Consider the following 22,059-nt stretch of genomic DNA (forward strand, 5'->3'; position numbering starts at 1 on the left):
GAAGGCCGCTTGTTCGCGGCTAGTTGTGGCCCGAATGGTAACGAGCCCAATTGAAATTATTGGCCCAGTCGAGCGCTTCTGCCAGTGGCAGAGGTGGACTGTACCGGTAGCCCTGCCCTACATCACAGCCAAGTTCGAGGAGACGTTGTTCTTGCTCGGCCGTCTCCACCCCTTCCGCCACGGTGCGCCTCTGAAAACTCTGGGACAGGCGTAAAATAGCTTCTACGATCATCGAGTTATCCTGGTTCCCTATCAGATCACCCACAAAGGTTCTATCAATCTTCACTTCCTGGGCCGGCAATGTCCGGAAGTAATTCAGTGAAGAGTAGCCGGTTCCGAAATCATCCAGGGAGATGCAAAGACCGGTATTGCGACAGACGCTGAGATTCTTCATGACGGTCGTGGTATCGTCCAATGCGGTCGTTTCCAGGATTTCAATGATCAGCCGGTCACGCACCTCGTGAGGGCACTCGTTCAGCATGCCCGTTATATCGTCGGGGAAGTGTTCACTCAGGAAGTGGGACGGGCTGAGGTTGATACTCAGGGTATACGGCAGCCCCAGGTCCATGAATTCACAGATGACGCTGACCGCGCTTTCCATCACGAACAGTCCAACCTGCCTGGCGTAATCGGTGAACTCCAGGTGTTCCAGAAAACGCGCCGGGGAAAGGAGTCCCTCCTCCGGGTGATTCCAACGGATCAGTGCTTCAAAACCTTCAACCGTTCCGGTGCGGTAGTTGATCTTGGGCTGGTAGTAGAGTTCGAACTGGTTTTTTGCCAGCGCTTCGTCGACCTGCTCTAGGACACGAACTCGCTCCTTGCGATTAAAGTGAGACGCCAGATCAAACAGGCTATAGGTATCTTTTCCCGAATCTTTGGCCGCATACATAGCCTGATCGGCATGCCGAAGCAGCGTATCGGGGTCTTCGGCGTCATCGGGATAAACGGTCACCCCCATACTGGCCGACAGGTTCATGACGGCATTCTGGTAGCTGATGGGCCGGCGGATAGCTTCCAGAATCCGGCTGTAGACTGTTGAGTCTTCGACATCCCTGAGAACAGCGACGAATTCATCGCCCCCGAGCCTGCCGATGGCATCGTGTTGCCTGATCGTGGCTTTGAGACGTTCGGAAATGATTTTCAGAACAGCGTCGCCCACTGCATGACCCTGTTGGTCGTTGATGCCCTTGAATCCGTCCAGATCAATGAAGCAGAGGGAGACAGTCCCCTGGCGAAGGTTTGCTTCATGAAGTTCCTGAGTAAATATTTCTGTGAGCCGTCGACGGTTCGGAAGACCTGTCAGCGAGTCGTAATTTGCAGCTTTTTCAAGCCGTTCCTGGTGCTGTTGTTTCTCATGATGCAGGCGCTTCCGTTCAATCAGGTTCCCCAGAGTTTGCAGTAAAGGCTCAAGTTCCTCGGCCAGCCTCGGCTTATAACCGTCCAGGCGATTGGCAAGTCCAACAAGTCCCACCTGTTGATCACCCGAGAAAACGGGAATCCCGATATAGGCGTCGATATTGGGGTGTCCCTCGGGCAGTCCTCCGCGCCGGGGATCTGTGGCGACATCGTCCGAGATGACAACCTCTCCTGTTGTCATAGGAAGTGCGATCAGCGTATCGAGCCGATCGAAAACCAGCCCACGTCGTTCAACCTGCTGGTAAAGCGCCTGCGTTTTCGGATTCCAGGCAATGTTGGTGATTGCGCCGATCTTCAGAAATGGATCGCCGTTCTCCCTGAACTGGATTTCACCAATGAAACCGAACTGGCTGCCAGTAAGCGAAAGCAGATCGTTCAGCATCTGCTCGAAGGCGGCGTGCTGGTTGTCACTGGTCAGAAAGACGTTCAGGGCCCTCTGGATCGACCGGTTCAGGTGGGACACCTCAACAAATTCATGATTTTCAATCGAGAGATAGGTCCGCTCGAGTTCGTCCTCAATCATCGTGGCCAGGTTGCGAAGGATATCGAGATCCAGCTCCCCGAAATCCCTGGGCTTATCGTCGATGATGCAGATTGTGCCGATTTTGAATCCGGTTGGCTCCCGCACTGGCATGCCGGCATAGAATCGAATATGGGGGAAGCCTGTTACAAGGGGGTTCTGCGCAAAGCGTGGATCTTTCGTGGCATCCGATACGATAAACGCTTTGTCCTGCTGGATTGCGTAATCGCAAAAAGCAACTGAGCGGGGGGTTTCACTGGTTTCAAGGCCCTGGCGAGATTTAAACCACTGGCGCTCATGATCAATAATCGAAAATAGCGCGGTTTTCACGCCATAGTACTGGCGGGCAATCCGGGTGAGCCTTTCGAACCGATCTTCCGGTGGCGTATCCAGGATGCCCAGGCGCTCCAGTGCCGTGAGCCGACGTTTCTCCAGGGTACTGCTGTCCATGGTTGTGACTCACTGTGTTTGAGCAGGCGACTGCTGGGAAAAAAGTTCAATGGCTTCGTCAACCGGTAGTGGTTTCGACAGTAGATAGCCCTGACACAGATGACAACCCATTTCACGTAACAGTTCGAACTGCTGAGCAGTTTCCACGCCCTCTGCGATGACCTGAATGTCGTGAGCCGCCGCGATATCAATGATGGATTTGACGATAATTTTTCCTTTTTCCGTCAATACCTCATCAACAAAGGTTTTGTCGATTTTCAGGTCATCAATGCCAAGGTATCGCAGATAGTTCAGTGAAGAGTAACCCGTGCCAAAATCATCAATGGCGATGCGAACACCCTGGCTGCGAAGGGCATCAAGGTTTTGTCTGGCCTCTTCCGATCGTTCCATTACCGCCCCTTCGGTAATTTCCAGCTCGACACTTTCAATCGGAATGTTGGCATCCGCTATGCCGGCCAATACCAGCTTGTGAAAGTCCACTCGTGAGAAGTGCGCGGGCGTTATATTGATGGCAACAGGCGGAAAGTCGCGGATAGTCGCTCTGGCAGAGGCGATAAGCTCAAATACCCGAACCAGCACATAGTGGTCCAGCTCCAACCCTAACGAAGACTTTTCAGCTATCGGGACGAATTCGCCCGGTGATATGAAACCCTCTCTGGGATGATGCCAGCGGACCAGTGCCTCATAACCTGCAATGGATTTATCACTGATCCGATATTTAGGCTGAAGATAAATCGCCAGTTGGTGACTTTCGATAGCATCCTTGAGCCCCTGTTCGATTTCGATTTGCCTGTGGAGCACTTTGTGGTGCTCGAAATCAAAAATCCCGACCCGCTGGTTTCGGTCTCGAGCGAACCCATTGGCCGACTCGGCCAGCTCCGGGAGAACTTCAATGACTTCCGAATCTTCAGGGTACATCGCGATGCCAATAGTGGCCCGCACATTGAGCTGGTTTTCCCGCAGTTTGAACGGTGTCGAAATATATTCGATGATCCTCTCCGCTACTGCCTCTGCGTCTGCCTGGCTGCTTACCTGGATCGCCGCAAGGAAGGTGTCTGCTCCTGCCCGCGCGCAATGATTTGCGCGCTGGATGGCACGCCCTATGCGGTTGGCAAGCTTGATCAAAACGGCGTCGCCAATCTCGTAGCCGTAGCGCTGATTGATAAGGCTGAAATGCTCTATATCGATGTAAAGCAGCGCGCCGGGGCTGGCACTCCTGAACCAGACCTTACAATCTTCAACGAGCGTCTGTTTGTTTAGCAAACCCGTCAAAGGATCGTGTGTTCTGAGGTAGTGTGCCTGCTCCAGGGCCCTTTCCTGCTCGGATACGTCGATACCAAATCCCTGTAATTCGGCTTCGTCGCTCCCCTGCGTCGAAGTTCTTCGGAAACTCCAGTCTACAAGAGTCTGCGAGCCGTCCTTGCCATTCATCGTGACTTTGACAGCAATTTCCTCAGAGGTGTTCTCGTCACTGAACAGGGACGCCAGACGTTGGCGGATACGATGGCCAGGTTCGTTAAAAAAGACCGTGATTGGCGCTCCGATGATGTCGGTGTTTTCTGTTCCCAACGCTCGGGTGAAAGAAGCGTTGGCAAAGGTAATTCGGAAATCGCTGTCGAGTCGCAGTATGAACTGTTTCTGCGCCTGAACAATTTCACGGTAACGTTCTTCAGCCGCCGCCAGTTTGTCGAGAGCGCTCTTATAATTGCTGAGGTCGTGGCAAATTCCGACGAAAAGATGTTGGTCAGCAAATTCGCTCTCGCCAACCGAAAGGTGCATTGGAAAGGTTTGGCCGTCCTTTCTTTGCCCCTTCACATCACGACCGATGCCAATTATTTTTCCGACACCACTGTTTTTGTAGTTCTCAATGTAGCGATCGTGGTGACGAGCGTCCGGATAAGGCATGAGCATCGAGACGTTATGCCCGATCACTTCCTCGGGGGCGTATCCGAACAGGGCTCTGGCAGATTCGGAAAACTGCTGAATGATTCCCTTGTCATTGATAACAATGATGGCGTCAACCGCTGCATCCATCAGCGCCGATGCCAGGTCTTGCTTGCTCATACTGTGATGCCTTAACCCTTGGCTATTTGAACCTTACGACCAGTTCGTGCAAATCGTTGGCAATCTGTTCAATGTTTTTTACACAGTCGGTGGACTCCTCACCTTTCGACAAGTTGTTGGATGCCAGATCCGAAATTTTTTCCACCTGTTCGTTGATCTGGTCAGATACGTGAGCCTGCTCTTCAACGGCCGCTGCCATCTGCAGTGCCATTTCGGCGATATTGGTAACCGATTCAGCGATGTCATTCAGTGTGCTTTCTGCCGACAGCATTTTTTCCATGCCTTCATCCGCCGACAGCTTGCCTTCGTCTGCTTTTCTGTTGGCGTCCTCGGACCGGGAAATCAATGCATTGACGATGCCGTGGATCTCGCTGGTGGAATTCCGTGTGCGTGATGCCAATCCACGAACCTCCTCAGCGACTACGGCGAAACCGCGCCCGTGTTCGCCGGCCCTGGCAGCTTCGATCGCAGCGTTCAAAGCCAGCAGGTTCGTCTGTTCAGCGATTTCCTCGATAATTTTCGCGGCAGACGCTATTTGCTGGGTTTGTTGTGACAGTTCGCCGACGGAGTCGCTGATGCTGTGAACAGAACCCTTAAGGGTCTCGATCGCTTCCCGCGTTCCCCGGACCACAGAGCGCCCCTCGTTGGCAAATTCCTTGGCGCTGTCCGCCCGCTCCGCGGTTGATTGAACATTTGAAGAGACCTCAGCGATGGTCTGGGACATCTCATGCACGGCCGCCGCGACCTGTTCGGTTTCAGCCTGTTGCTGCCTGAGGGCTTCCTGCGCCTCGAAAGTGACTTCACGGCCTTTCACGGAAAACAGTCGCATTTCATCCGCAGAGTCTTCAAGTCTGGTCAGAACTGCGTCCAGATGCGCCTGCTGAGCTTTGACAGCAACCTTGATCCTGCCCAGGGGCAATTCGTCATCGGTGTAGCTTTTTGCAGCAAGGTCATCGGTGAAACTGTGTTCAAGTAACTGAGTGACTGACGCCATAAGCTGTTTTCGCGCAACATGCATCCAGCCCGCATAGATAATGACGCCGACAGCCAGTGAGAGCTCAGAGAACATTTTCTGGCCGGCAATAAACAAGATCCCTGCGACAATAAAGACAAATGCGAGGAAGAGGGTCGGCGGCTGGAAACGCTGCCAAAAGCGAATGCCAGAATTGCCTGAACGGATATCAGCGTAGAGTTTTTCCGCCCGAGCCACATCCTGTCGGTCCGGACAGGATCGGACGGATTCATACCCGACTACTTTGCCGTTTTCGGTGACCGGCGTGACATAGGCACTGACCCAGTAGTAATCGCCATTTTTGCAGCGGTTCTTTACCAGGCCCATCCAGGGCTGCCCGGCTTTAAGGTGAGACCACATGTTTTCATAGGCGGCCGGAGGCATATCCGGGTGCCGGACGATGTTATGGGGTTGGCCTATCAGTTCGTCACGGCTGAAGCCACTGACCTCGACGAACGCCGAGTTGCAGTGTCGAATTTTCCCTTTGAGGTCCGTGGAGGAAATCAGTTTCTGATTAGATGGAAAGGTTTTTTCGTTATCCGTGACAGGTAGATTCTTTCTCATCGCAAGTCCTTGCGTATCCGGCTGCTTTCACTTCGAAAGGTAGTCGTTGATACGCCAGCCTGCCACGAAAAAGAAATTGGGCAGGCTGGAATTGCAAGGACAAATACTGCAAATCTGGCTTCTCAGGCAGAGTTCTTATTTTTGGGGGGATCGGACTGCTGGCCTGGCAAGCCACTCGTGACCTTTCAACATGCCGTGCCAATACAAAGTGGGTAACTGTTTCGCCTTCAGCCACCAGGCCGCCCGGGTCGCTTTGGTGCCATCGTTGATCCATTTCGGGAAGCTGGGCTGGAGTACGCCGCCATAGCCGAATTCTGCCAGCACGATCTTGCCGTTTTCGACCGTCAGCGGGCAGGAGCCATAGCCCAGGTAGGCGGCTTCAAGCGGCTGGTTTCGGAGCGTGGCCACGAGGTTTTCAGCCACCACGGGTGCCTGCTTGCGCACCGCGGCAGCGGTTTTTGCGTTGCCGGTTCCGCTCGCGTCGCCAAGCCCAAAGATGTTGGCGTAGGTTTTGTGGCGCAGGGTGTCGTCTTCCAGGTCCAGCCAGCCGGCTTCGTTCGCCAGGGCAGACTCACGGATCAGCTTCGGCGCCCGCTGGGGGGGCACCGCGTGCAGCATATCAAAGCTGACCTCACGGTCTTCGGTATTGCCGTCGCCATCTGTTGAGCGGAACACAGCCGTTTTAGCAGGTCCGTTCACCGCAACCAGGGTACTCTGGAAATTCAGGTCGATGCCGTATTTTTCGACATAGGCTTCCAGGGCCGGGACGTAATCGGCGACGCCAAACAAGACGGCTCCGGCGTTATGAAACTGGATATCCACGTTGTTGAGCACGCCGTGCTTGAGCCAGTAATCGGCAGACAGATACATGGCTTTCTGAGGGGCGCCGGCACATTTGATCGGCATTGGCGGCTGGCTGAAAAGAGCCCGGCCTTTCTTGAGCTTCTGCACCATGTCCCAGGTGTAGCTGGCCATGCCTTCCCGGTAATTGGATGTGACCCCATTGGAGCCCAGCGCTTCCTCAAGACCGTCGATGCCGGCCCAGTTCAGCTCTAGCCCGGGAGCGAGCACCAGGGCTTTGTATTCCACGGAGGAACCGTCACCAAGAGAAACCTGGTTGTTGTCCTGGTCGATGGCGGTTACCGGTTGCTGGTACCAGGATACGAATTTTGGCATCACTTCTGACATGGGCTTGGAGGTGACTTCTGGCCGGAAAACCCCACCACCCACCATGGTCCAGCCGGGCTGGTAGTGGTGCCGGGTAGCCGGCTCGATAATGGCGATGTCGATATTGCCATCCCGTTTGTGGATGCTGGATGCCACCGATACACCGGCCGCTCCGCCGCCCACGATTACGACGGTATGGGTTTTGACGCTGCCCGTGGTGGTTGTGTTGCTGGTCATGCCTCGAACCTCTTGTCTTTGTTTGCTGTGTGCGAGTGAGCTTGAGATATATCAAAGGGTACCAAACAAAAGGTTCTATCGTTAGATTAAATAAGAATATTGCCGACTGAAGCTCTAGTGCGTGGCTATAAAGTTAGGAAAACCTAATGAATTGGGATTATCCGAAAGGTTTTGTGTATTGCCTTAATGGGTGCTCGCAATTGGAAGATTAAAACCTATAGCTATATACTAATAACTAAAGTAAGCAATCACGCGTTTTCAATGCAGAGGAGGACGCACTTATGAGAACGTTTCAGGAATCACCGGCAAAACACGCCGGCACACCGAATGTGGCCGGGTTTTTCGATCCAAGAACGTTCAGTGTCCAGTACGTGGTTAGTGATCCGGAAACAAAGCAGTGTGCGATCATTGATCCAGTGCTCGATTACGATGAAAAGTCCGGCGCAACGACGACGCACCACGCAGATGAACTCCTGGCATTTATTCGTGAACAGGGCTTTGAAGTTCAGTGGATCCTCGACACGCATCCCCACGCCGATCATTTCTCGGCAGCCCAGTACCTGAAAGAGCAGACGGGCGCTCCAACCGCAATCGGTGGTTATGTGACCGGAGTTCAGGAGCTTTGGAAAGGCATCTATAACTGGCCCGATTTTCCTGCTGACGGTTCACAGTGGGACCATTTGTTCCGGGCCGGGGACGAGTTCCGGCTTGGCAATCTTGATGGGCGTGTGATGTTTTCGCCAGGTCACACGCTGGCCTCCGTCACTTATGTGATCGGAGATGCGGCGTTCGTGCACGACACCATTTTCCAACCGGATTTCGGCACTGCCCGCGCGGACTTCCCCGGGGGAGACGCCCATCAGCTATGGGATTCCATCCAGGCCATTCTGGCCTTGCCGGACGAGACCCGCCTGTTCACCGGTCATGATTACATGCCCGGTGGTCGTGAACCTGAATGGGAAAGTACCGTTGGCGAGCAGAAGCAGGCGAACAAGCACCTGGCTGAAACCTCCGAAGCCGAGTATGTGGAGCTTCGGAACACCCGTGACAGCGAGTTGCCGATGCCGAAATTGATTCTGCATGCGCTGCAGGTCAACACCCGGGGTGGACGCCTTCCCGAGCCGGAAGCCAACGGCAAACGGTATCTGAAGATTCCATTGGACGCACTCGAGGGTGCTGCCTGGGAATAACCCGGGAGAGGGAGCACACAACCCCTTTGCCGGGCCGATAAAGCCCGGCTTTTTTGTGGGTGAAGAGCTGCTGGGCAGAGTTGAGTGACTTTGTCACTGAAGGCCACTCCCTGGCCGGATACATTGGTTTCGAAGTTATTCGATCCACTAAAAAGGAGCTTTTCCCATGATCAAGTCAATCAAAGCCATCGCCGCGGCTGCGGTGATTGCAGCCGTACCTCTCAGCGTTCATGCCGACAGTCATAAAGGGGGTGTTGAAGAAGTGCTGGTGATCCTGTCCAGCGATTCGCTGCAGACACAGGGCATGGCGATGGTGCTTTCGAACACCATGGCCCAGCAGGGCGCCAAGGTAAACGTGCTGCTGTGCGACAAAGCCGGTGACCTGGCACTTAAGTCCTACGAAGCGCCCGCGCTCAAACCCAAAGATGTGACTCCGGGGCAGATGCTGCGCGGTCTGTTGAAAAACGGTGGTGAGGCGAAGGTCTGTGCGCTGTATCTTCCGAACAGCGACTACGGCAAGGACGATCTGATTGACGGCGTGGGCGTTGCCATGCCGCCGGAAATGGCCGGCCAGATGCTCAACCCGAAGATGCGTACGTTCACTTTCTGAGTTTGCAAGCCCGGTGTCCAGTGACCCCGGGCGTTTACATCTGACTCAAAGACGATAGATCTTGTCGGCGTTCAGCGTCATGGACCATGGCAGGCCGTCATTCTGCCAGCCATTTACAATTCTCATGCCTTTCTTCTTGCCTTCTTTGGCGCCACTTCCCTGGAAACCGTGGTCAATGTACTTCACATTGGTGAAGCCGCGCTCCAGCAGATATTCCGCGCTTGGCTTGCCACGGCTGGACCCGGAGCGGCACATGGTAATGACCAGATCATCCTTGGTCAGGCCTTTTTCCTTCAGAGCATTTTCTACCTGTGAAGCGAACTCCGGATTGGTGTTCATGGCAAACCGACCCTTGTCATCAAGGAAAGTCGAGCGATCGGCGAGTTTGAACGGGATATTCTTGTCGACCACATCGGTGAAGCCGATAAACATGATTTCAACCGGATCCCGGACATCCAAAAAAAAGGAGTTGGTCTCCCTGCTCCTGAACCATGTCATAGGTTTGCTGTGGGGTGAGGGAAAGTGCCTCTTCTGCCTGGGCGCTGAAGGCAATGGCGATAGTGGCGAGCAGGGCTGTCAGTATATGCTTCATGATGGTTTCCTCCTGCATTGGGGAGGCCCGCCGAACGACGGGCCCCTTATCTATCCGCGAGTCGGATTAAAGCTTGGTGGTGCGGAGATACGGACGGATTTCATTCCAGCCCTGCGGGAACAGACCCTTGGCTTCCTCGTTGGAAATGGAGGGCGGAATGATCACGTCGTCTCCTTTGCGCCAGTCGGCCGGCAGGGCAACCTTGTTGGCATCACCGGTTTGCAGGGCATCGATGACCCGGAGGATCTCGTCGAAGTTGCGGCCGACCGCCATCGGGTAGGTCATGGTCAGACGAATCTTCTTGTTCGGGTCGATGATGAACACGCTGCGCACGGCTGCGGTTTCGCTCTCACCGGCGTGGATCATTTCGTACAGCTCGGCCACTTTGTGGTCAGCGTCGGCAACGATCGGGAACTGGAGGTCGCAGTTCTGGGTGTCGTTGACGTCTTCAATCCACTTTACGTGCTCTTCCACGGTATCGGTGGAAAGACCCAGGGGCTTCACGTTGCGGGCCTCGAATTCTTTCGCCAGCTGCGCGGTGCGGCCCATTTCAGTGGTGCACACCGGCGTGAAGTCGGCCGGGTGGCTGAAGAAGAATACCCAGGAATCACCTGCCCAGTCGTGGAAGTTGATCTGGCCGGCGGTGCTGTCGATGGTGAAGTTCGGGGCGGTAGAGCCAAGCAATAAACTCATGATGAATCTCCTGTCGGGTTTTGCTGGTGGAGGCGGGTTGCCTCTTGATGTCGGAGTAACAATAACCCGCCAGGAGGCTCTTAGCCAATACAGTTATATCTATAGAACAAATAGGCTTAACGAATTGAGGGCGGGCCTTTCTCAGTAGATCGCTCTACCGTGAGGGTTACTTCTCTGTTCTGATAAAGCGTTTACTCTGTGGCATGCTTCAGATTGTGCCCACAGTCGCAGGCCCCCTTTGAAAATGATCGAAAGCCGAACTTTCGCCCCTCTCGCACTCCTACTGCTCACAGGTCTGCTGGCAGGTTGTGCGTTGCCATCCCTGAAAGACCGCTCACAGTCTGTCGCATTCGTTCAGGCGCAGACGGCAGATACGCGCCTTGGCAGCGCAGTTGGCAGAGAAATTGAAGTCCACCCCGATCTCAGTGGTATTACAACACTGGAGGATCCACTGGACGCTTTCGTTGCCCGCGCTTTGCTCGCCGAGGCCAGCGAGATATCCCTGGATGTCCAGTACTACATCTGGCGCGAGGATATTACCGGCAAGCTGCTTCTGTACTCGCTGTATCGCGCGGCCGAACGCGGCGTTCGGGTTCGGCTGCTTCTGGATGACAACGGCATCGCCGGCCTGGACGATTTCCTGGCGGCGTTAAATCATCACGACAACGTCGAGGTTCGGCTGTTCAATCCGTTTGTGATTCGTAGTTCCAGGGCGTTGGGCTTTCTGACGGACTTTGGTCGCCTGAACCGCCGGATGCACAACAAGTCATTCACGGCTGACAACCAGGCCTCCATTATTGGCGGCCGCAACATTGCTGATGAGTATTTCGGTGTGGGTGACGGTACGCTGTTCGCGGATCTGGATGTTCTGGCGATCGGGCCCGTCGTGGAGAGTGTCTCCAGGGATTTTGATCGCTACTGGGCGAGTCAGTCCGCGTACCCGGTGGATCGGTTGCTCGCAGGCGCCGATGATGAGGATCTGGATGCCATGGCAGCAAGTCTTGCTTCCGTCGAACAGGATGCTGAAGCCCGGCGCTTCGTGGCTGCTTTGCAGAATTCGGATTTTCTCAGGGAATTGCTGGACCGGGAGGTCTCTTTTGTCTGGGCGCCGGTAGAGATGGTGAGCGACGATCCTGCCAAGGCCCAGGGGCTCGAAGGAGAGCAGGGTCTATTGAGCCAACAGTTGGCCCTGGCGTTGGGTGAACCTGAAAAGACAGTGACCCTGATTTCGCCCTACTTTGTCCCCGGTAATCGTGGCGTTGAGCTGTTCAGCGAGCTTGAAAGCGCCGGTGTGCAGGTACGGATTCTCACCAACTCCCTGGAAGCCAACGACGTCGCCCTGGTGCATTCAGGTTATGCGAAATATCGGGAGGCCCTATTAAAGGCGGGTGTTGAGTTGTTCGAGCTGCGTAAATTCAGGTCGGAGGAGGAAGACAGCAAGTCGAGCCCTCGCGGCATTGCCGGCAGCTCGGCCGCCAGCCTTCACGCCAAAACCTTTGCCGTAGATGGCGAGACGCTTTTTGTTGGTTCCTTCAATTTCGACCCCCGTTCAGCGAATCTGAACACCGAGCTGGGTTTTCTGATCAAGAGCCCGGAGCTGGCCAATGCCCTGGAGTCAGCGTTTACTGAGCAGGTAAGGCTGGTGGCCTACGAGGTTATTCTGGACGGCGAAGGTGAACTACGTTGGCTGGAATTCAACGGAGCGGAGAGTGTCGAGCATCGTCATGAGCCGAATACCGGGGCTTTCAAGCGTGCGCTGGTGTTTCTGTTTTCGCTGTTGCCGGTGGAGCCCTTGCTTTAATGCAAGATTATGGAAGTAAAGTCCACAAACCTTCGATCGTCCTGGCGTAGTTAGTAGATACAAATGAAATCCGGAATCGTGTTATGCGCGCTCAAGGAAGAGAACCATCAGGGCTGAATTGATATAGAAATTACTGCGGCCTACTTTTGTTTTGTCCAGCAGACCGATACCGACTAATTCATCCAGATATTTGGTGGCGGTAATTCGGCTGACGCCCAGATCCTCCATCACAAATTCGATTTTAGTGTACGGGTGATTAAACAGGTTGTTCAGTAATTCCTGACGGTAGATCTTCGGGCACTCGTCACGCATTCGGTGTTTAGTGTGCTGCATTAGCTCACGGATCTGGCCAATTAGTGCAATGGTTTGTTTAGCGGTCTGACTAACACCCTCCAACATGTAAAGCAGCCAAGGCTCCCAGTCGCCGGTATCACGCACGGCCTGTAATTCCTGGTAATACCCGGTTTTAGTCTGAATCAGATAGCGACTGAGATAGAGTACCGGAAGATCCAGCAGATCTTTTGCTACCAGGTAGAGCATGTTGATGATGCGCCCAGTCCGGCCATTGCCATCGTAGAATGGGTGAATGCTCTCGAACTGGTGGTGGATAATGGCCATTTTTACGAGAGGATCGGCATCGCACAGTTCGTCATCATTGATGTAGGCCACCAGATTTTCCATCAGATCTTTGATGTCCTGAGCTGATTGTGGCGGCTCATATACGATCTCGCCAGTAGCCTGATTTTTCAGAGCGGTGCCTGGGAGCTTGCGCAGGCCTGCCTGATTTTTTTCCAGCGTTTCCTGGATCAGAAGGATATCATTCAGCCGAATCAGCCGGGATTGGCGAACGCTCCTGAAACCGGCCCGTAGCGCAGCAGCGTAGTCCTGAACCTCCTTGGTTTCCGGCGAGACGCTGGCTTCATCTGACACTACAGCGCGATAAAGATCATCCTGGGTGGTAATGATGTTTTCGATTTCGGAGCTGTGGCGGGCTTCTTGCAGCGTGAGCGTGTTTATAAGTATTTCTTCGTTGGGGATAGTTGCTGCTACGCCTTTTAGCTCTGCCAGATAACGATGCGCCTCCGCTACCTTTTTCAGCACGGTGCGAGATTCCCATTGTTCGACGTATTCAAGAGGTAGGGTTGGCAGCACAGAACATCCCTTGTTTAATTTGTGTATAGAAAAACCAAAAATCTATACATGTACAAGCAGATATGCAAAGGAAATAGCGTTTTTCTATGTGTGTGACGTGTCACGTATACAGAAAACGGAAAAATGTATGCACTCGGCTCCGGCCATATTGTCCACTAAATTTCCCCAGCAACGAATCTAGCTGCTCGAACAAAGAGTAATGTACCGGCAAAAATGGAAAGCCACTGTAGGTAGTAACGAAAGTAGGATAAGAAGAAAAGTAAGAAAAGCGGGAAAGTGGTCGGCGTGGCAGGATTCGAACCTGCGACCCCTTCGTCCCGAACGAAGTGCGCTACCAAGCTGCGCCACACGCCGATCAACGGCCGGTATTATACGGATTCGCTTCGGTTTTACCAGCCCTCGGCGGATAAAAGGGCATCCGTAAATTTGCTGAGATTATCGTAGATACTGACATCGGCGCCGGGTATGGGCCTGGCGTCCAGATGCCGTTCGGTGTCCAGTCCGTTACCGGTTCGTACCAGTACCGGAAGACACCCTTCGGCGTGGCCGGCTTCCAGGTCCTTGCGGCTGTCTCCCACCATGATGACCCCTTCAAGGCTGGCGAGATGAAAATGCTCGCGGATCTGCTCCAGCAGGCCGGTGAGTGGCTTGCGGCAGCAGCACTGGTCGTCGGGGTGGTGGGGGCAGTAGGCAATGAAGTCGATGCAGCCACCCTGGGCTTCCACCAGCTGCTCGAGCTTCTCGTGCATGGCACCCAGCTCATCGGTGTCGTAGTAGCCGCGGCCGATGCCTGACTGGTTGGTGGCGATGGCAATGCGATGGCCGGCAATACAGAGCCGGGCCACCGCCTCAACGCTGCCGGGAATGGGGTGCCATTCATCCGCCGAGCAGATGTAATTGCCATCGTACTCGTTGATGACCCCGTCCCGGTCGAGAATGATCAACATCGCTGTGCGCGTGCCCCGTCGTCCGGTCTCAGCCTGCTGTGGGCAGCAGGGAGATGTCCGCAACGCGCAGGAACAGGTTGCGCAGGCGGTTCAGCAGCGCCAGCCGGTTGTTCCTTACCGCCTCGTCGTCGGCCATGACCATCACTTCATCAAAGAAGTTGTCCACCGGTGCCCGCAAGCTGGCCAGTGAGCTCAGGGCATTGGCGTAGTCGCCGTTCTCGAACAGCGGCAGAACCTTCGCGGCCTGTTGGTCGACCTGCTCGGCGAGGGCCTTTTCGGCGCTGTCCTGCAGCAGGCTGGTGTCGACCGTTTCACCGATGCTGTCGCCACCCTGTTTGGTCAGGATGTTCGACACCCGCTTGTTGGCGCCGGCCAGGGCCTGCGCTTCGGGTAGCTGCCGGAAGGCTTCCACCGCTTTTACCCGGCGGTCGAAATCCAGCGGCCGGGTCGGACGGCGGGCGTGAACGGCCAGGTAGACCTCGGCGCCAATGCCCTGCTCGTCGTAGTGGGCACGGAAGCGCTCCAGCATGTAGTCCACCACGGTGCTGGCGGTGTTCTGCTCGGTCAGTACGGTGAAGTTCTCTTCGGCCCACTCGCAGCAGGTCTGAAGGTCCAGCGGCAGCTCGCGCTCGATGATAATGCGCAGCACCCCGAGGGAAGCACGGCGCAAGGCGAACGGATCCCGTGTGCCGGATGGCGGCTGGTTGATGCCGAACAGGCCCACCAGGGAGTCCAGACGGTCCGCGATGGCAATGGCACAGCCGGTCAGGGTTGTCGGCAGGTTGTCGCCGGCGAACCGGGGCATGTATTGCTCGTTCAGCGCCTTGGCCACGTCTTCGGGTTCACCGTCGTTGGCAGCGTAATACTGGCCCATAATGCCCTGCAGGTCGGTGAATTCCAGGACCATTTCGGTGACCAGGTCAGTCTTCGCCAGCATGGCCGCACGCTCGGCCAGGGCCGGATCACTGCCGATGGCGTCCGCGATTTTCTTTGCCAGGGCGGCAACACGCACAGACTTGTCATAGATGCTGCCCAGTTTCTCCTGGAACACGATGGGCTTGAGGGCGTCGATGCGATCCTCGAGCTTTGTCTTCCGGTCGGTTTCGTAGAAGAACGCAGCGTCGGACAGGCGGGGTCGGATCACTTTCTCGTTACCGGAAACAACCTGTGAAGGATCTTTGCTCTCGATGTTCGCAACGGTGATGAACAGCGGCAGCATTTCCCCGTCGGCGGCTACAACGTGGAAGTATTTCTGGTGTTCCTTCATGGAAGAAATCAGGGCCTCCGCCGGAACCTCGAGGAACCGTTCCTCGAATCGACCCATCAACGGCACCGGCCACTCGTTAAGCGCGGTGACTTCGTCCAGCAGGTCCTCATCGATGACTGCCTTGCCACCGGCTTCCTTCTCGGCCAGCTCGGTGACGCCGGCACGGATCTGTTCCCGGCGCTCGGCGAAATCGGCAATCACATAGCCTTCCTGCTTGAGGACGATTTCGTAATCACTCGGCGTAGGTACGATCAGGGATTTCGGGCAATGGAAGCGGTGACCGCGGGTCTTGTTGCCCGGAGTCAGGCCCATGATGGGCGCCTCAATCACCTTGTTGCCGAACAGCATTACTACCCAGTGGACCGGACGCACGAACTCGGTACGGTGGGCACCCCAGCGCATGCGCTTGGGAATCGGCAGGCCGGCCAGTGATTGCTCCACCAGTTCCGGCATCAGCTCTACGGTGGGCTTGCCCTGCTCGACTGTGCGGTAGACCACCCAGGCACCCTTGTCGGTTTCCAGAGTGTCGAGCTGGTCAGGGGTCACGCCCAGAGAGGTGGCAAAGCCGGTCAGCGCGCGGGTCGGATTGCCGGCATCATCAAAGGCCGCCTTGACGGCAGGGCCACGTTTTTCAACCGACTTGTCCGGCTGGGAGTCAGCCAGATCCCGGATGCGCACGGCCAGGCGACGCGGAGCGGCAAAGGCTTCAAGCTTGCCGAATTCGATCCCCGCTTCTTCCAGGCCCCGGGCAATGCCCTGGGTAAAGGCGTCAGACAGCGGCTTGAGGGCCTTGGGGGGCAGCTCTTCGGTGCCCAGTTCGACCAGAAAATCCTGTGTTGCCATGGTTATGCGTTCCCCTGTTCCTGCTGTGCCTTCTTGGCTTTCTTGCCCTTCTTGCTTTTCGCCTTGTCGTCGGCGGCCTCAGCGGCGGCAAGGACTTCCTTGCGCAACGCCTCGGGGGCGAGCGGGAAGCCAAGCGAGCGACGGCTGTCGAAGTACGCTTGGGCGACGGCACGAGCCAGGGTGCGAACCCTAAGGATGAAGCGCTGACGCTCGGTAACCGAGATGGCGTGGCGGGCGTCCAGCAGGTTAAAAGTATGGGAGGCCTTGAGAACCTGTTCATAGGCGGGCAGGGCCAGGCCGGCTTCGATCAGCCGTGCGCTCTCCCGCTCGTGAACATCAAAGCTATGAAACAGGAACTCGGTGTCAGCGTGCTCGAAGTTGTAGGTGGACATCTCCACTTCCTGCTGGTGAAACACGTCACCGTAGGTGACCACACCTTCCGGTCCCTCGGTCCAGACCAGGTCGTACACGCTGTCGACGCCCTGCAGGTACATGGCGATCCGCTCAAGCCCGTAGGTGAGCTCGCCGGTCACCGGGAAGCATTCCAGGCCGCCAACCTGCTGGAAGTAGGTGAACTGGGTCACTTCCATGCCGTTCAGCCAGATTTCCCAGCCCAGACCCCAGGCGCCCAGCGTCGGGGACTCCCAGTTGTCTTCTACAAACCGGATGTCGTGAACGAGCGGGTCCAGACCCAGCGCCCGCAGGGAATCCAGGTACAGTTCCTGGATGTTGTCCGGTGATGGCTTCAGAACCACCTGGAACTGGTAGTAATGCTGCAGGCGGTTTGGGTTCTCACCGTAACGGCCGTCGGTAGGACGGCGGCTGGGCTGAACGTAGGCGGCGTTCCAGGTTTCCGGCCCGATGGCACGCAGGAAGGTGGCCGGGTGGAACGTGCCGGCACCCACTTCCATGTCCAGTGGCTGGAGGACCACGCAGCCATGCTGCGCCCAGAAATTCTGCAGAGCCAGGATAAGGCCCTGGAAGGTCCCGATATCCGGAGTTGTCTGTTTCGTTGCCTTGTCTGTCACGACGGTTGCCTGCTGATCAGTCTGTGTGTGGCGCCCCGGTTGTCCTTCGGGGCGCTCCGAAAAAAGAAAGGCGCATTATACGCGTGCTGGCTGTGTATTTCTAAGTCAGAAGAAGGTAAGACCCACCTGGAACAGTTTTTCCACATCCCGGATGCGGGTTTTGTCCACCAGGAACAGGATAACGTGGTCGTCCGGCTGGATCCGGAGATGATCGTGGGCGATCAGAACTTCGTTGCGACGCACGATGGCGCCGATGGTGGTGCCTTCCGGCAGGTTGATCTCATCAAGCCGTTTACCGACCACTTTCGAAGACCGGTGATCCCCGTGGGCAATCGCTTCGATCGCCTCTGCCGCACCCCTGCGAAGTGAGTGAACGTTCACAACATCACCGCGGCGAACGTGGGTCAGGAGGCTGCCGATGGTGGTCTGCTGGGGCGAGATGGCCACGTCGATGTCGCCGCCCTGAATCAGGTCCACATAGTCCGGGTTGTTGATCAGAGTCAGGACCTTGCGGGCGCCGAGGCGCTTGGCCAGCAGCGAAGCCATGATGTTGGCTTCATCGTCGTTGGTCACTGCGCAGAACACATCGGTACTCTCGATGTTCTCTTCCAGCAGGATATCCTTGTTGGCGGCGTTACCCTCCAGAACCACGGTCTTGCGCAGGTTCTCCGAGAGCATGACACAGCGCTCGTGGTCCCGCTCCAGCAGTTTGACCTGATACCGGTTCTCGAGGGTATGGGCCAGCCGCTGACCGATATTGCCGCCACCGCAGATAAAGATGCGCTTGTAGGGTTTGACCAGGGGTTGGAGTTCGCTCATCACCGACTTGATGTGGTCGCCGGCGGCAATAAAGAACACCTCGTCCCCGTCTTCGATAACGGTGTTGCCCTCGGGCATGATTGCCCGGTCTTTGCGGAAGATGGCCGCCACGCGGGTATCGATCTTGGGCATATGGGTGCGCAGGTAAGACAGCTCATGGCCCACCAGCGGGCCACCCTTGGTGGCGCGGATGGCCACAAGGCGGGTCAGGCCTTTGGAAAACTCCAGTACCTGGAGGGCGCCGGGATTCTCGATCAGCCGGGTGATGTGCTTCGTCACAAGGTGTTCGGGGCTGATCAGGACATCAATGGGAAAACCCCGCAGGCTGTCGAGATCCTTGGTCTGGTCGCGCTGGTAGAAAAGCTCGGATTTCGCCAGATAGGCGTTGGCACGCACCCGGCAGATCGTGGTCGGGGTCTTGTACAGCAGTTTGGCCACCTGACAGGCGACCATGTTGGTCTCGTCGCTGTTGGTGACGGCAATCAGCATGTCGGCGTCTTCGGCTCCGGCCTGTCGCAGTGCCGTGGGATAAGACGCCGCGCCCTGGACGGTGCGGATGTCGAGCCGGTCCTGCAACTCGCGCAATCGGGCACCATCGCTGTCGATGATGGTGATGTCGTTAGCTTCGTTGGCCAGGTTTTCGGCAAGTGTACCGCCGACCTGGCCGGCACCGAGAATCAGGATTTTCATGGTTCGGGTTTCTCCAGCACGGCGTAGAAGAAGCCGTCATGGCTGTCCGGATCCGGGAGCAGTTGCCGCCCCGCACCCATATCGCGTCCCCACTGAGCATCCGGCTCAACGAGACTGGCATCGGTCTGCTGCTTGCAAAACCGCTGAATTATACGGTGGTTTTCCTGCGGGAACACCGAGCAGGTGGCATACACCAGCCGGCCTCCGGGTTTCAGGATAGCCCACATTGCGTCCAGCAACCCGAGCTGTATGGCCGCCAGGGGGGTAATGTCCGATTCACGGCGCAATAACTTGATATCAGGGTGGCGGCGAATCACGCCGCTGGCGCTGCAGGGCACGTCCAGCAGAATGCGATCGAATGCCTCGCCGTCCCACCATTGGTCGGTCGCAGCCGCATCCGCCTGTTTCAGGGTGGCGTTGAGATCAAGTCGGTCCAGATTCTCCTGAACCCTGGGCAGGCGATCAGGGGATTCGTCGATGGCGACCACTTCCGCCAGCTCGCCACAGCTCTCCAGAATCGCGCAGGTTTTGCCGCCGGGAGCGGCACAGGCATCCAGGACCTTCTGGCCAGGCGCCAGGTCCATCAGGGTGGTACACAATTGTGCGGCCTCATCCTGCACGCTGACAGCGCCATCGGCGAACCAGGGCAGCCGATCGACAGGAACCGGAGTGGCCAGTTGAATGCCATGGGGCGCGAAGCGCGTCGCGTTTGCCTCGATGCCGGCCTCAGCCAGCAGGCCAAGATACTCATCCCGGGCAAAACGGAGGGCGTTTACCCGCAAGGTCATGGGCGCCTGGGCATTGTTGGCGTCGAGAATGTGCTGCCAGTCTTCCGGCCAGTTGTGACGGAGCTTTTCCACCATCCACACCGGGTGGCTGAACCTGGCGGCATCGTCTGCCGGTTCTGGCGCGCCTTCCCGCTCCGCGGCCCTGAGAACACCATTCACCAGCCCGGTCAGATGGGGTTTGTCCAGGGCCCGACAGGCTTCAACGGTTTCGTTGAGAACGGCGTAATTGGCCTGTTGGCTGAAGCGCAACTGGAACAGGGCTACCAGCATCAGGTGATGGATGATGCGGTCGGGCTTGCGCAGAGGTTTTTTCAGCCGGCTGTTGAGCTCGCCGTCTAGGCGGTGAAACCAGCGGCAGGTGCCGTAACAGAGCGCCTGGAGCTCGGGGCGTTCGTTGGCGGGCAGGCGGTTCAGAGCCGGCGGCAGGCACTGGGACAGGGACTGGCCATTCTCAACGGAAAGCATCACACCCGCGGCGATGGCGCGCATGGGGTGTTGTCGGTCGCCCATCTCAGCGCAGCTCCTGGCCGGGCATGAGCAGTTCCTTGCCGCCATTGATCAGGTCGTTCACGCTCTGGGCGCGGGAGCCCGGCAGCTGGAGACGGGTAATGCGCAGGGTGCCGTTGCCGCAGGCAATGTCGATCCCGTCCCGATCCCGTTGCACCACGGTTCCCGGCAGACCATCACTGGTGCTAACCAGGGCCTGGGCTTCGTGAATCCGGATGCGTTGGTCACCCAGATCGGTGTAGCTGCCCGGCCAAGGGTTGAAAGCACGAACCAGCCGTTCAATAGCTGTGGCATCTGCGGACCAGTCAATATGGCCTTCGGTTTTGCTCAGTTTGCTGGCGTAGCAGGCCAGTTCGTCGTTCTGAGGTTCCCCGGTGAGTTCACCTTTCTGCAGCAACTCAAGGGCCTTGATGATGGCCTTGCCGCCCAGGTCTGCGAGCCGGTCGTGGAGGCTGCCGCCGGTGTCGGTGTCCTCAATGGTGGTCAGGGATTTCAACAGCATGGCGCCGGTATCCAGGCCCTCGTCCATCTGCATGATGGTGATGCCGGTTTCCGCATCGCCTGCCGCTATGGCCCGCTGGATAGGTGCGGCGCCGCGCCAGCGTGGCAGCAGCGAGGCATGGATGTTCAGGCAACCGTGGGTTGGAATGTCCAGGACCGTCTTCGGCAGGATCAGACCATAGGCCGCGACAATCATCACATCCGGATTCAGATCGGCCAGTTGCGTCTGGGCGTTGGGCGTTTTCAGTGTTTCGGGCTGGAAGACCGGGATCCCGTGGTCCAGCGCCACCTGCTTGACCGGGCTGGGCTGCAGCTTCCGGCCACGGCCGGCGGGACGATCCGGCTGGGAGTAAACGCCAACAATGGTGTGGCCGGCTGCAATCAGGGCGCGGAGCGCGGTTGCCGCAAAATCCGGTGTACCAGCAAAAACAAGTCGCACGGTGTTGTGATCTCTGTTCCGTTGTATACGAAAAGACCGGGTCATGACCCGGTCCGGAATAGTGTCTGGTTTTGGGCTAGGCCAAAGCCTGATCAGGCACTCTTCTTGTGCTGCTTCTCCAGCTTTTTACGAATGCGGTTGCGCTTGAGAGAGCTGAGGTAGTCAACGAACAATCTGCCGTTCAGGTGATCCATCTCATGCTGGATACAGACAGCCAGCAGGCCTTTGGCTTCGATTTCGAACGGTTTGCCGTCCCGGTCCATTGCTCGGATCATGCAGTGTTCGATCCGTTCGACGTCTTCGTAGAATCCAGGTACCGACAGGCAACCTTCCTGCATGTATTCCCGTTCACCGTCCAGCACTTCCACCTCGGGATTGATGAACACCCGCGGCTCGCTCTTGTCCTCGGACAGATCCATGACAATGATCTGCTTGTGCACATTCACCTGGGTGGCCGCAAGGCCAATGCCGGGCGCATCGTACATGGTCTCGAACATGTCGTCGATCAGCTTGCGGTCGGCGTCTGTCACCTCTTCTACCGGTTTGGCAATGGTGCGTAGACGGGGATCCGGGTATTCGAGAATCTCTAGTATCATAGGTCGGTCTTTTTGCCTGTATGTCGGGATGCCCGCGGTATTGTGCCGGCATCCCTTTTGACTTTGCTGCTCTTTGTAACAGTGTGAAACTGATCTCCGAAATGCGACAGCGTACTGCGCAAATTTTCACCTTGCCTCTACTATTATCGGGGCAAGGCCCCAGCTT

18 protein-coding genes and 1 tRNA gene are annotated in these 22,059 nt (G+C 56.6%); 3 read left to right on the forward strand and 16 right to left on the reverse strand.

The window, feature by feature from the left end:
• Nucleotides 1–19: 19 nt before the first annotated feature.
• The 4 genes from J3362_RS12325 to J3362_RS12340 form a co-directional block, all read right to left on the reverse strand.
• Nucleotides 20–2,386, reverse strand: coding sequence for a sensor domain-containing phosphodiesterase (locus J3362_RS12325; RefSeq protein WP_349520055.1), 2,367 nt, complete (start codon nucleotides 2,384–2,386; stop codon nucleotides 20–22).
• A 9-nt stretch (nucleotides 2,387–2,395) separates the two neighbouring features.
• Nucleotides 2,396–4,450, reverse strand: coding sequence for a sensor domain-containing protein (locus J3362_RS12330; RefSeq protein WP_349520056.1), 2,055 nt, complete (start codon nucleotides 4,448–4,450; stop codon nucleotides 2,396–2,398).
• Nucleotides 4,451–4,472: 22 nt separating this feature from the next.
• On the reverse strand, nucleotides 4,473–6,026 hold the full coding sequence (locus J3362_RS12335; protein WP_349520058.1) for a methyl-accepting chemotaxis protein: 1,554 nt from the start codon (nucleotides 6,024–6,026) through the stop codon (nucleotides 4,473–4,475).
• A gap of 135 nt (nucleotides 6,027–6,161) precedes the next feature.
• Nucleotides 6,162–7,430 carry an NAD(P)/FAD-dependent oxidoreductase gene (locus J3362_RS12340; protein ID WP_349520059.1) on the reverse strand — a complete coding sequence of 423 codons (1,269 nt, stop codon included), beginning with the start codon at nucleotides 7,428–7,430 and terminating at the stop codon, nucleotides 6,162–6,164.
• Between the two features lie 281 nt (nucleotides 7,431–7,711).
• Between J3362_RS12340 and J3362_RS12345 the strand changes: the two genes are divergently transcribed.
• Nucleotides 7,712–8,620 carry an MBL fold metallo-hydrolase gene (locus J3362_RS12345; protein ID WP_349520061.1) on the forward strand — a complete coding sequence of 303 codons (909 nt, stop codon included), beginning with the start codon at nucleotides 7,712–7,714 and terminating at the stop codon, nucleotides 8,618–8,620.
• A 166-nt stretch (nucleotides 8,621–8,786) separates the two neighbouring features.
• Nucleotides 8,787–9,230 carry a DsrE family protein gene (locus J3362_RS12350; RefSeq protein ID WP_349520063.1) on the forward strand — a complete coding sequence of 148 codons (444 nt, stop codon included), beginning with the start codon at nucleotides 8,787–8,789 and terminating at the stop codon, nucleotides 9,228–9,230.
• Nucleotides 9,231–9,275: 45 nt separating this feature from the next.
• Here J3362_RS12350 and J3362_RS12355 read toward each other — a convergent pair whose 3' ends face one another.
• The 3 genes from J3362_RS12355 to J3362_RS12365 form a co-directional block, all read right to left on the reverse strand.
• Nucleotides 9,276–9,662, reverse strand: coding sequence for a rhodanese-like domain-containing protein (locus tag J3362_RS12355; RefSeq protein ID WP_349520064.1), 387 nt, complete (start codon nucleotides 9,660–9,662; stop codon nucleotides 9,276–9,278).
• A 4-nt stretch (nucleotides 9,663–9,666) separates the two neighbouring features.
• Complete coding sequence (locus J3362_RS12360; protein ID WP_349520066.1) at nucleotides 9,667–9,822, reverse strand: hypothetical protein; 156 nt, start codon at nucleotides 9,820–9,822, stop codon at nucleotides 9,667–9,669.
• A gap of 66 nt (nucleotides 9,823–9,888) precedes the next feature.
• Complete coding sequence (locus tag J3362_RS12365; protein WP_014578868.1) at nucleotides 9,889–10,515, reverse strand: peroxiredoxin; 627 nt, start codon at nucleotides 10,513–10,515, stop codon at nucleotides 9,889–9,891.
• 244 nt (nucleotides 10,516–10,759) lie between these two features.
• Here J3362_RS12365 and J3362_RS12370 point away from each other — a divergent pair, with 244 nt between their 5' ends.
• A complete protein-coding gene (locus tag J3362_RS12370) occupies nucleotides 10,760–12,316 on the forward strand; it encodes a phospholipase D family protein (RefSeq protein WP_349520067.1) in 1,557 nt (518 codons plus the stop codon).
• A gap of 81 nt (nucleotides 12,317–12,397) precedes the next feature.
• On the opposite strand, the gene J3362_RS12375 is transcribed toward J3362_RS12370, so the two are convergent.
• The 9 genes from J3362_RS12375 to def form a co-directional block, all read right to left on the reverse strand.
• A complete protein-coding gene (locus J3362_RS12375) occupies nucleotides 12,398–13,468 on the reverse strand; it encodes a Fic family protein (protein WP_349520069.1) in 1,071 nt (356 codons plus the stop codon).
• A 277-nt stretch (nucleotides 13,469–13,745) separates the two neighbouring features.
• Nucleotides 13,746–13,822, reverse strand: a tRNA-Pro gene (locus J3362_RS12380).
• Between the two features lie 35 nt (nucleotides 13,823–13,857).
• Nucleotides 13,858–14,415: a D-glycero-beta-D-manno-heptose 1,7-bisphosphate 7-phosphatase gene (gmhB, locus tag J3362_RS12385; protein WP_349520071.1), complete on the reverse strand. Its 558-nt coding sequence runs from the start codon at nucleotides 14,413–14,415 to the stop codon at nucleotides 13,858–13,860.
• 28 nt (nucleotides 14,416–14,443) lie between these two features.
• Nucleotides 14,444–16,525, reverse strand: a complete 2,082-nt coding sequence (glyS, locus tag J3362_RS12390) for a glycine--tRNA ligase subunit beta (RefSeq protein ID WP_349520072.1) — start codon at nucleotides 16,523–16,525, stop codon at nucleotides 14,444–14,446.
• A gap of 2 nt (nucleotides 16,526–16,527) precedes the next feature.
• Entirely contained in the window at nucleotides 16,528–17,553 is a 1,026-nt protein-coding gene (gene glyQ, locus J3362_RS12395; RefSeq protein ID WP_349520074.1) for a glycine--tRNA ligase subunit alpha, read from the reverse strand.
• Between the two features lie 105 nt (nucleotides 17,554–17,658).
• The gene (gene trkA / locus J3362_RS12400) at nucleotides 17,659–19,062 is read right to left on the reverse strand and encodes a Trk system potassium transporter TrkA (protein WP_008176663.1); all 1,404 of its coding nucleotides are present in this window, start codon (nucleotides 19,060–19,062) and stop codon (nucleotides 17,659–17,661) included.
• On the reverse strand, nucleotides 19,059–20,360 hold the full coding sequence (rsmB, locus tag J3362_RS12405; protein ID WP_349520076.1) for a 16S rRNA (cytosine(967)-C(5))-methyltransferase RsmB: 1,302 nt from the start codon (nucleotides 20,358–20,360) through the stop codon (nucleotides 19,059–19,061). The genes trkA and rsmB overlap by 4 nt, the downstream gene beginning before the upstream one ends.
• Nucleotide 20,361: 1 nt before the next feature.
• Entirely contained in the window at nucleotides 20,362–21,297 is a 936-nt protein-coding gene (gene fmt / locus J3362_RS12410; RefSeq protein WP_349520077.1) for a methionyl-tRNA formyltransferase, read from the reverse strand.
• Nucleotides 21,298–21,389: 92 nt separating this feature from the next.
• Nucleotides 21,390–21,893, reverse strand: coding sequence for a peptide deformylase (gene def / locus J3362_RS12415; RefSeq protein ID WP_349520079.1), 504 nt, complete (start codon nucleotides 21,891–21,893; stop codon nucleotides 21,390–21,392).
• Between the last annotated feature and the right edge of the window lie 166 nt (nucleotides 21,894–22,059).

Source organism: Marinobacter sp. NFXS11 (genome assembly GCF_040148675.1).
Classification (GTDB): Bacteria; Pseudomonadota; Gammaproteobacteria; order Pseudomonadales; family Oleiphilaceae; genus Marinobacter.

Excerpts from the sequence above, each read along its gene's own strand:
- J3362_RS12325 (WP_349520055.1), bottom strand. The coding sequence starts at position 2,386 with ATGGACAGCAGTACCCTGGAGAAACGTCGGCTCACGGCACTGGAGCGC.
- J3362_RS12330 (WP_349520056.1), bottom strand. The coding sequence starts at position 4,450 with ATGAGCAAGCAAGACCTGGCATCGGCGCTGATGGATGCAGCGGTTGAC.
- J3362_RS12335 (WP_349520058.1), bottom strand. The coding sequence starts at position 6,026 with ATGAGAAAGAATCTACCTGTCACGGATAACGAAAAAACCTTTCCATCT.
- J3362_RS12340 (WP_349520059.1), bottom strand. The coding sequence starts at position 7,430 with ATGACCAGCAACACAACCACCACGGGCAGCGTCAAAACCCATACCGTC.
- J3362_RS12345 (WP_349520061.1), top strand. The coding sequence starts at position 7,712 with ATGAGAACGTTTCAGGAATCACCGGCAAAACACGCCGGCACACCGAAT.
- J3362_RS12350 (WP_349520063.1), top strand. The coding sequence starts at position 8,787 with ATGATCAAGTCAATCAAAGCCATCGCCGCGGCTGCGGTGATTGCAGCC.
- J3362_RS12355 (WP_349520064.1), bottom strand. The coding sequence starts at position 9,662 with ATGTTTATCGGCTTCACCGATGTGGTCGACAAGAATATCCCGTTCAAA.
- J3362_RS12360 (WP_349520066.1), bottom strand. The coding sequence starts at position 9,822 with ATGAAGCATATACTGACAGCCCTGCTCGCCACTATCGCCATTGCCTTC.
- J3362_RS12365 (WP_014578868.1), bottom strand. The coding sequence starts at position 10,515 with ATGAGTTTATTGCTTGGCTCTACCGCCCCGAACTTCACCATCGACAGC.
- J3362_RS12370 (WP_349520067.1), top strand. The coding sequence starts at position 10,760 with ATGATCGAAAGCCGAACTTTCGCCCCTCTCGCACTCCTACTGCTCACA.
- gmhB (WP_349520071.1), bottom strand. The coding sequence starts at position 14,415 with ATGTTGATCATTCTCGACCGGGACGGGGTCATCAACGAGTACGATGGC.
- glyS (WP_349520072.1), bottom strand. The coding sequence starts at position 16,525 with ATGGCAACACAGGATTTTCTGGTCGAACTGGGCACCGAAGAGCTGCCC.
- trkA (WP_008176663.1), bottom strand. The coding sequence starts at position 19,062 with ATGAAAATCCTGATTCTCGGTGCCGGCCAGGTCGGCGGTACACTTGCC.
- rsmB (WP_349520076.1), bottom strand. The coding sequence starts at position 20,360 with ATGGGCGACCGACAACACCCCATGCGCGCCATCGCCGCGGGTGTGATG.
- def (WP_349520079.1), bottom strand. The coding sequence starts at position 21,893 with ATGATACTAGAGATTCTCGAATACCCGGATCCCCGTCTACGCACCATT.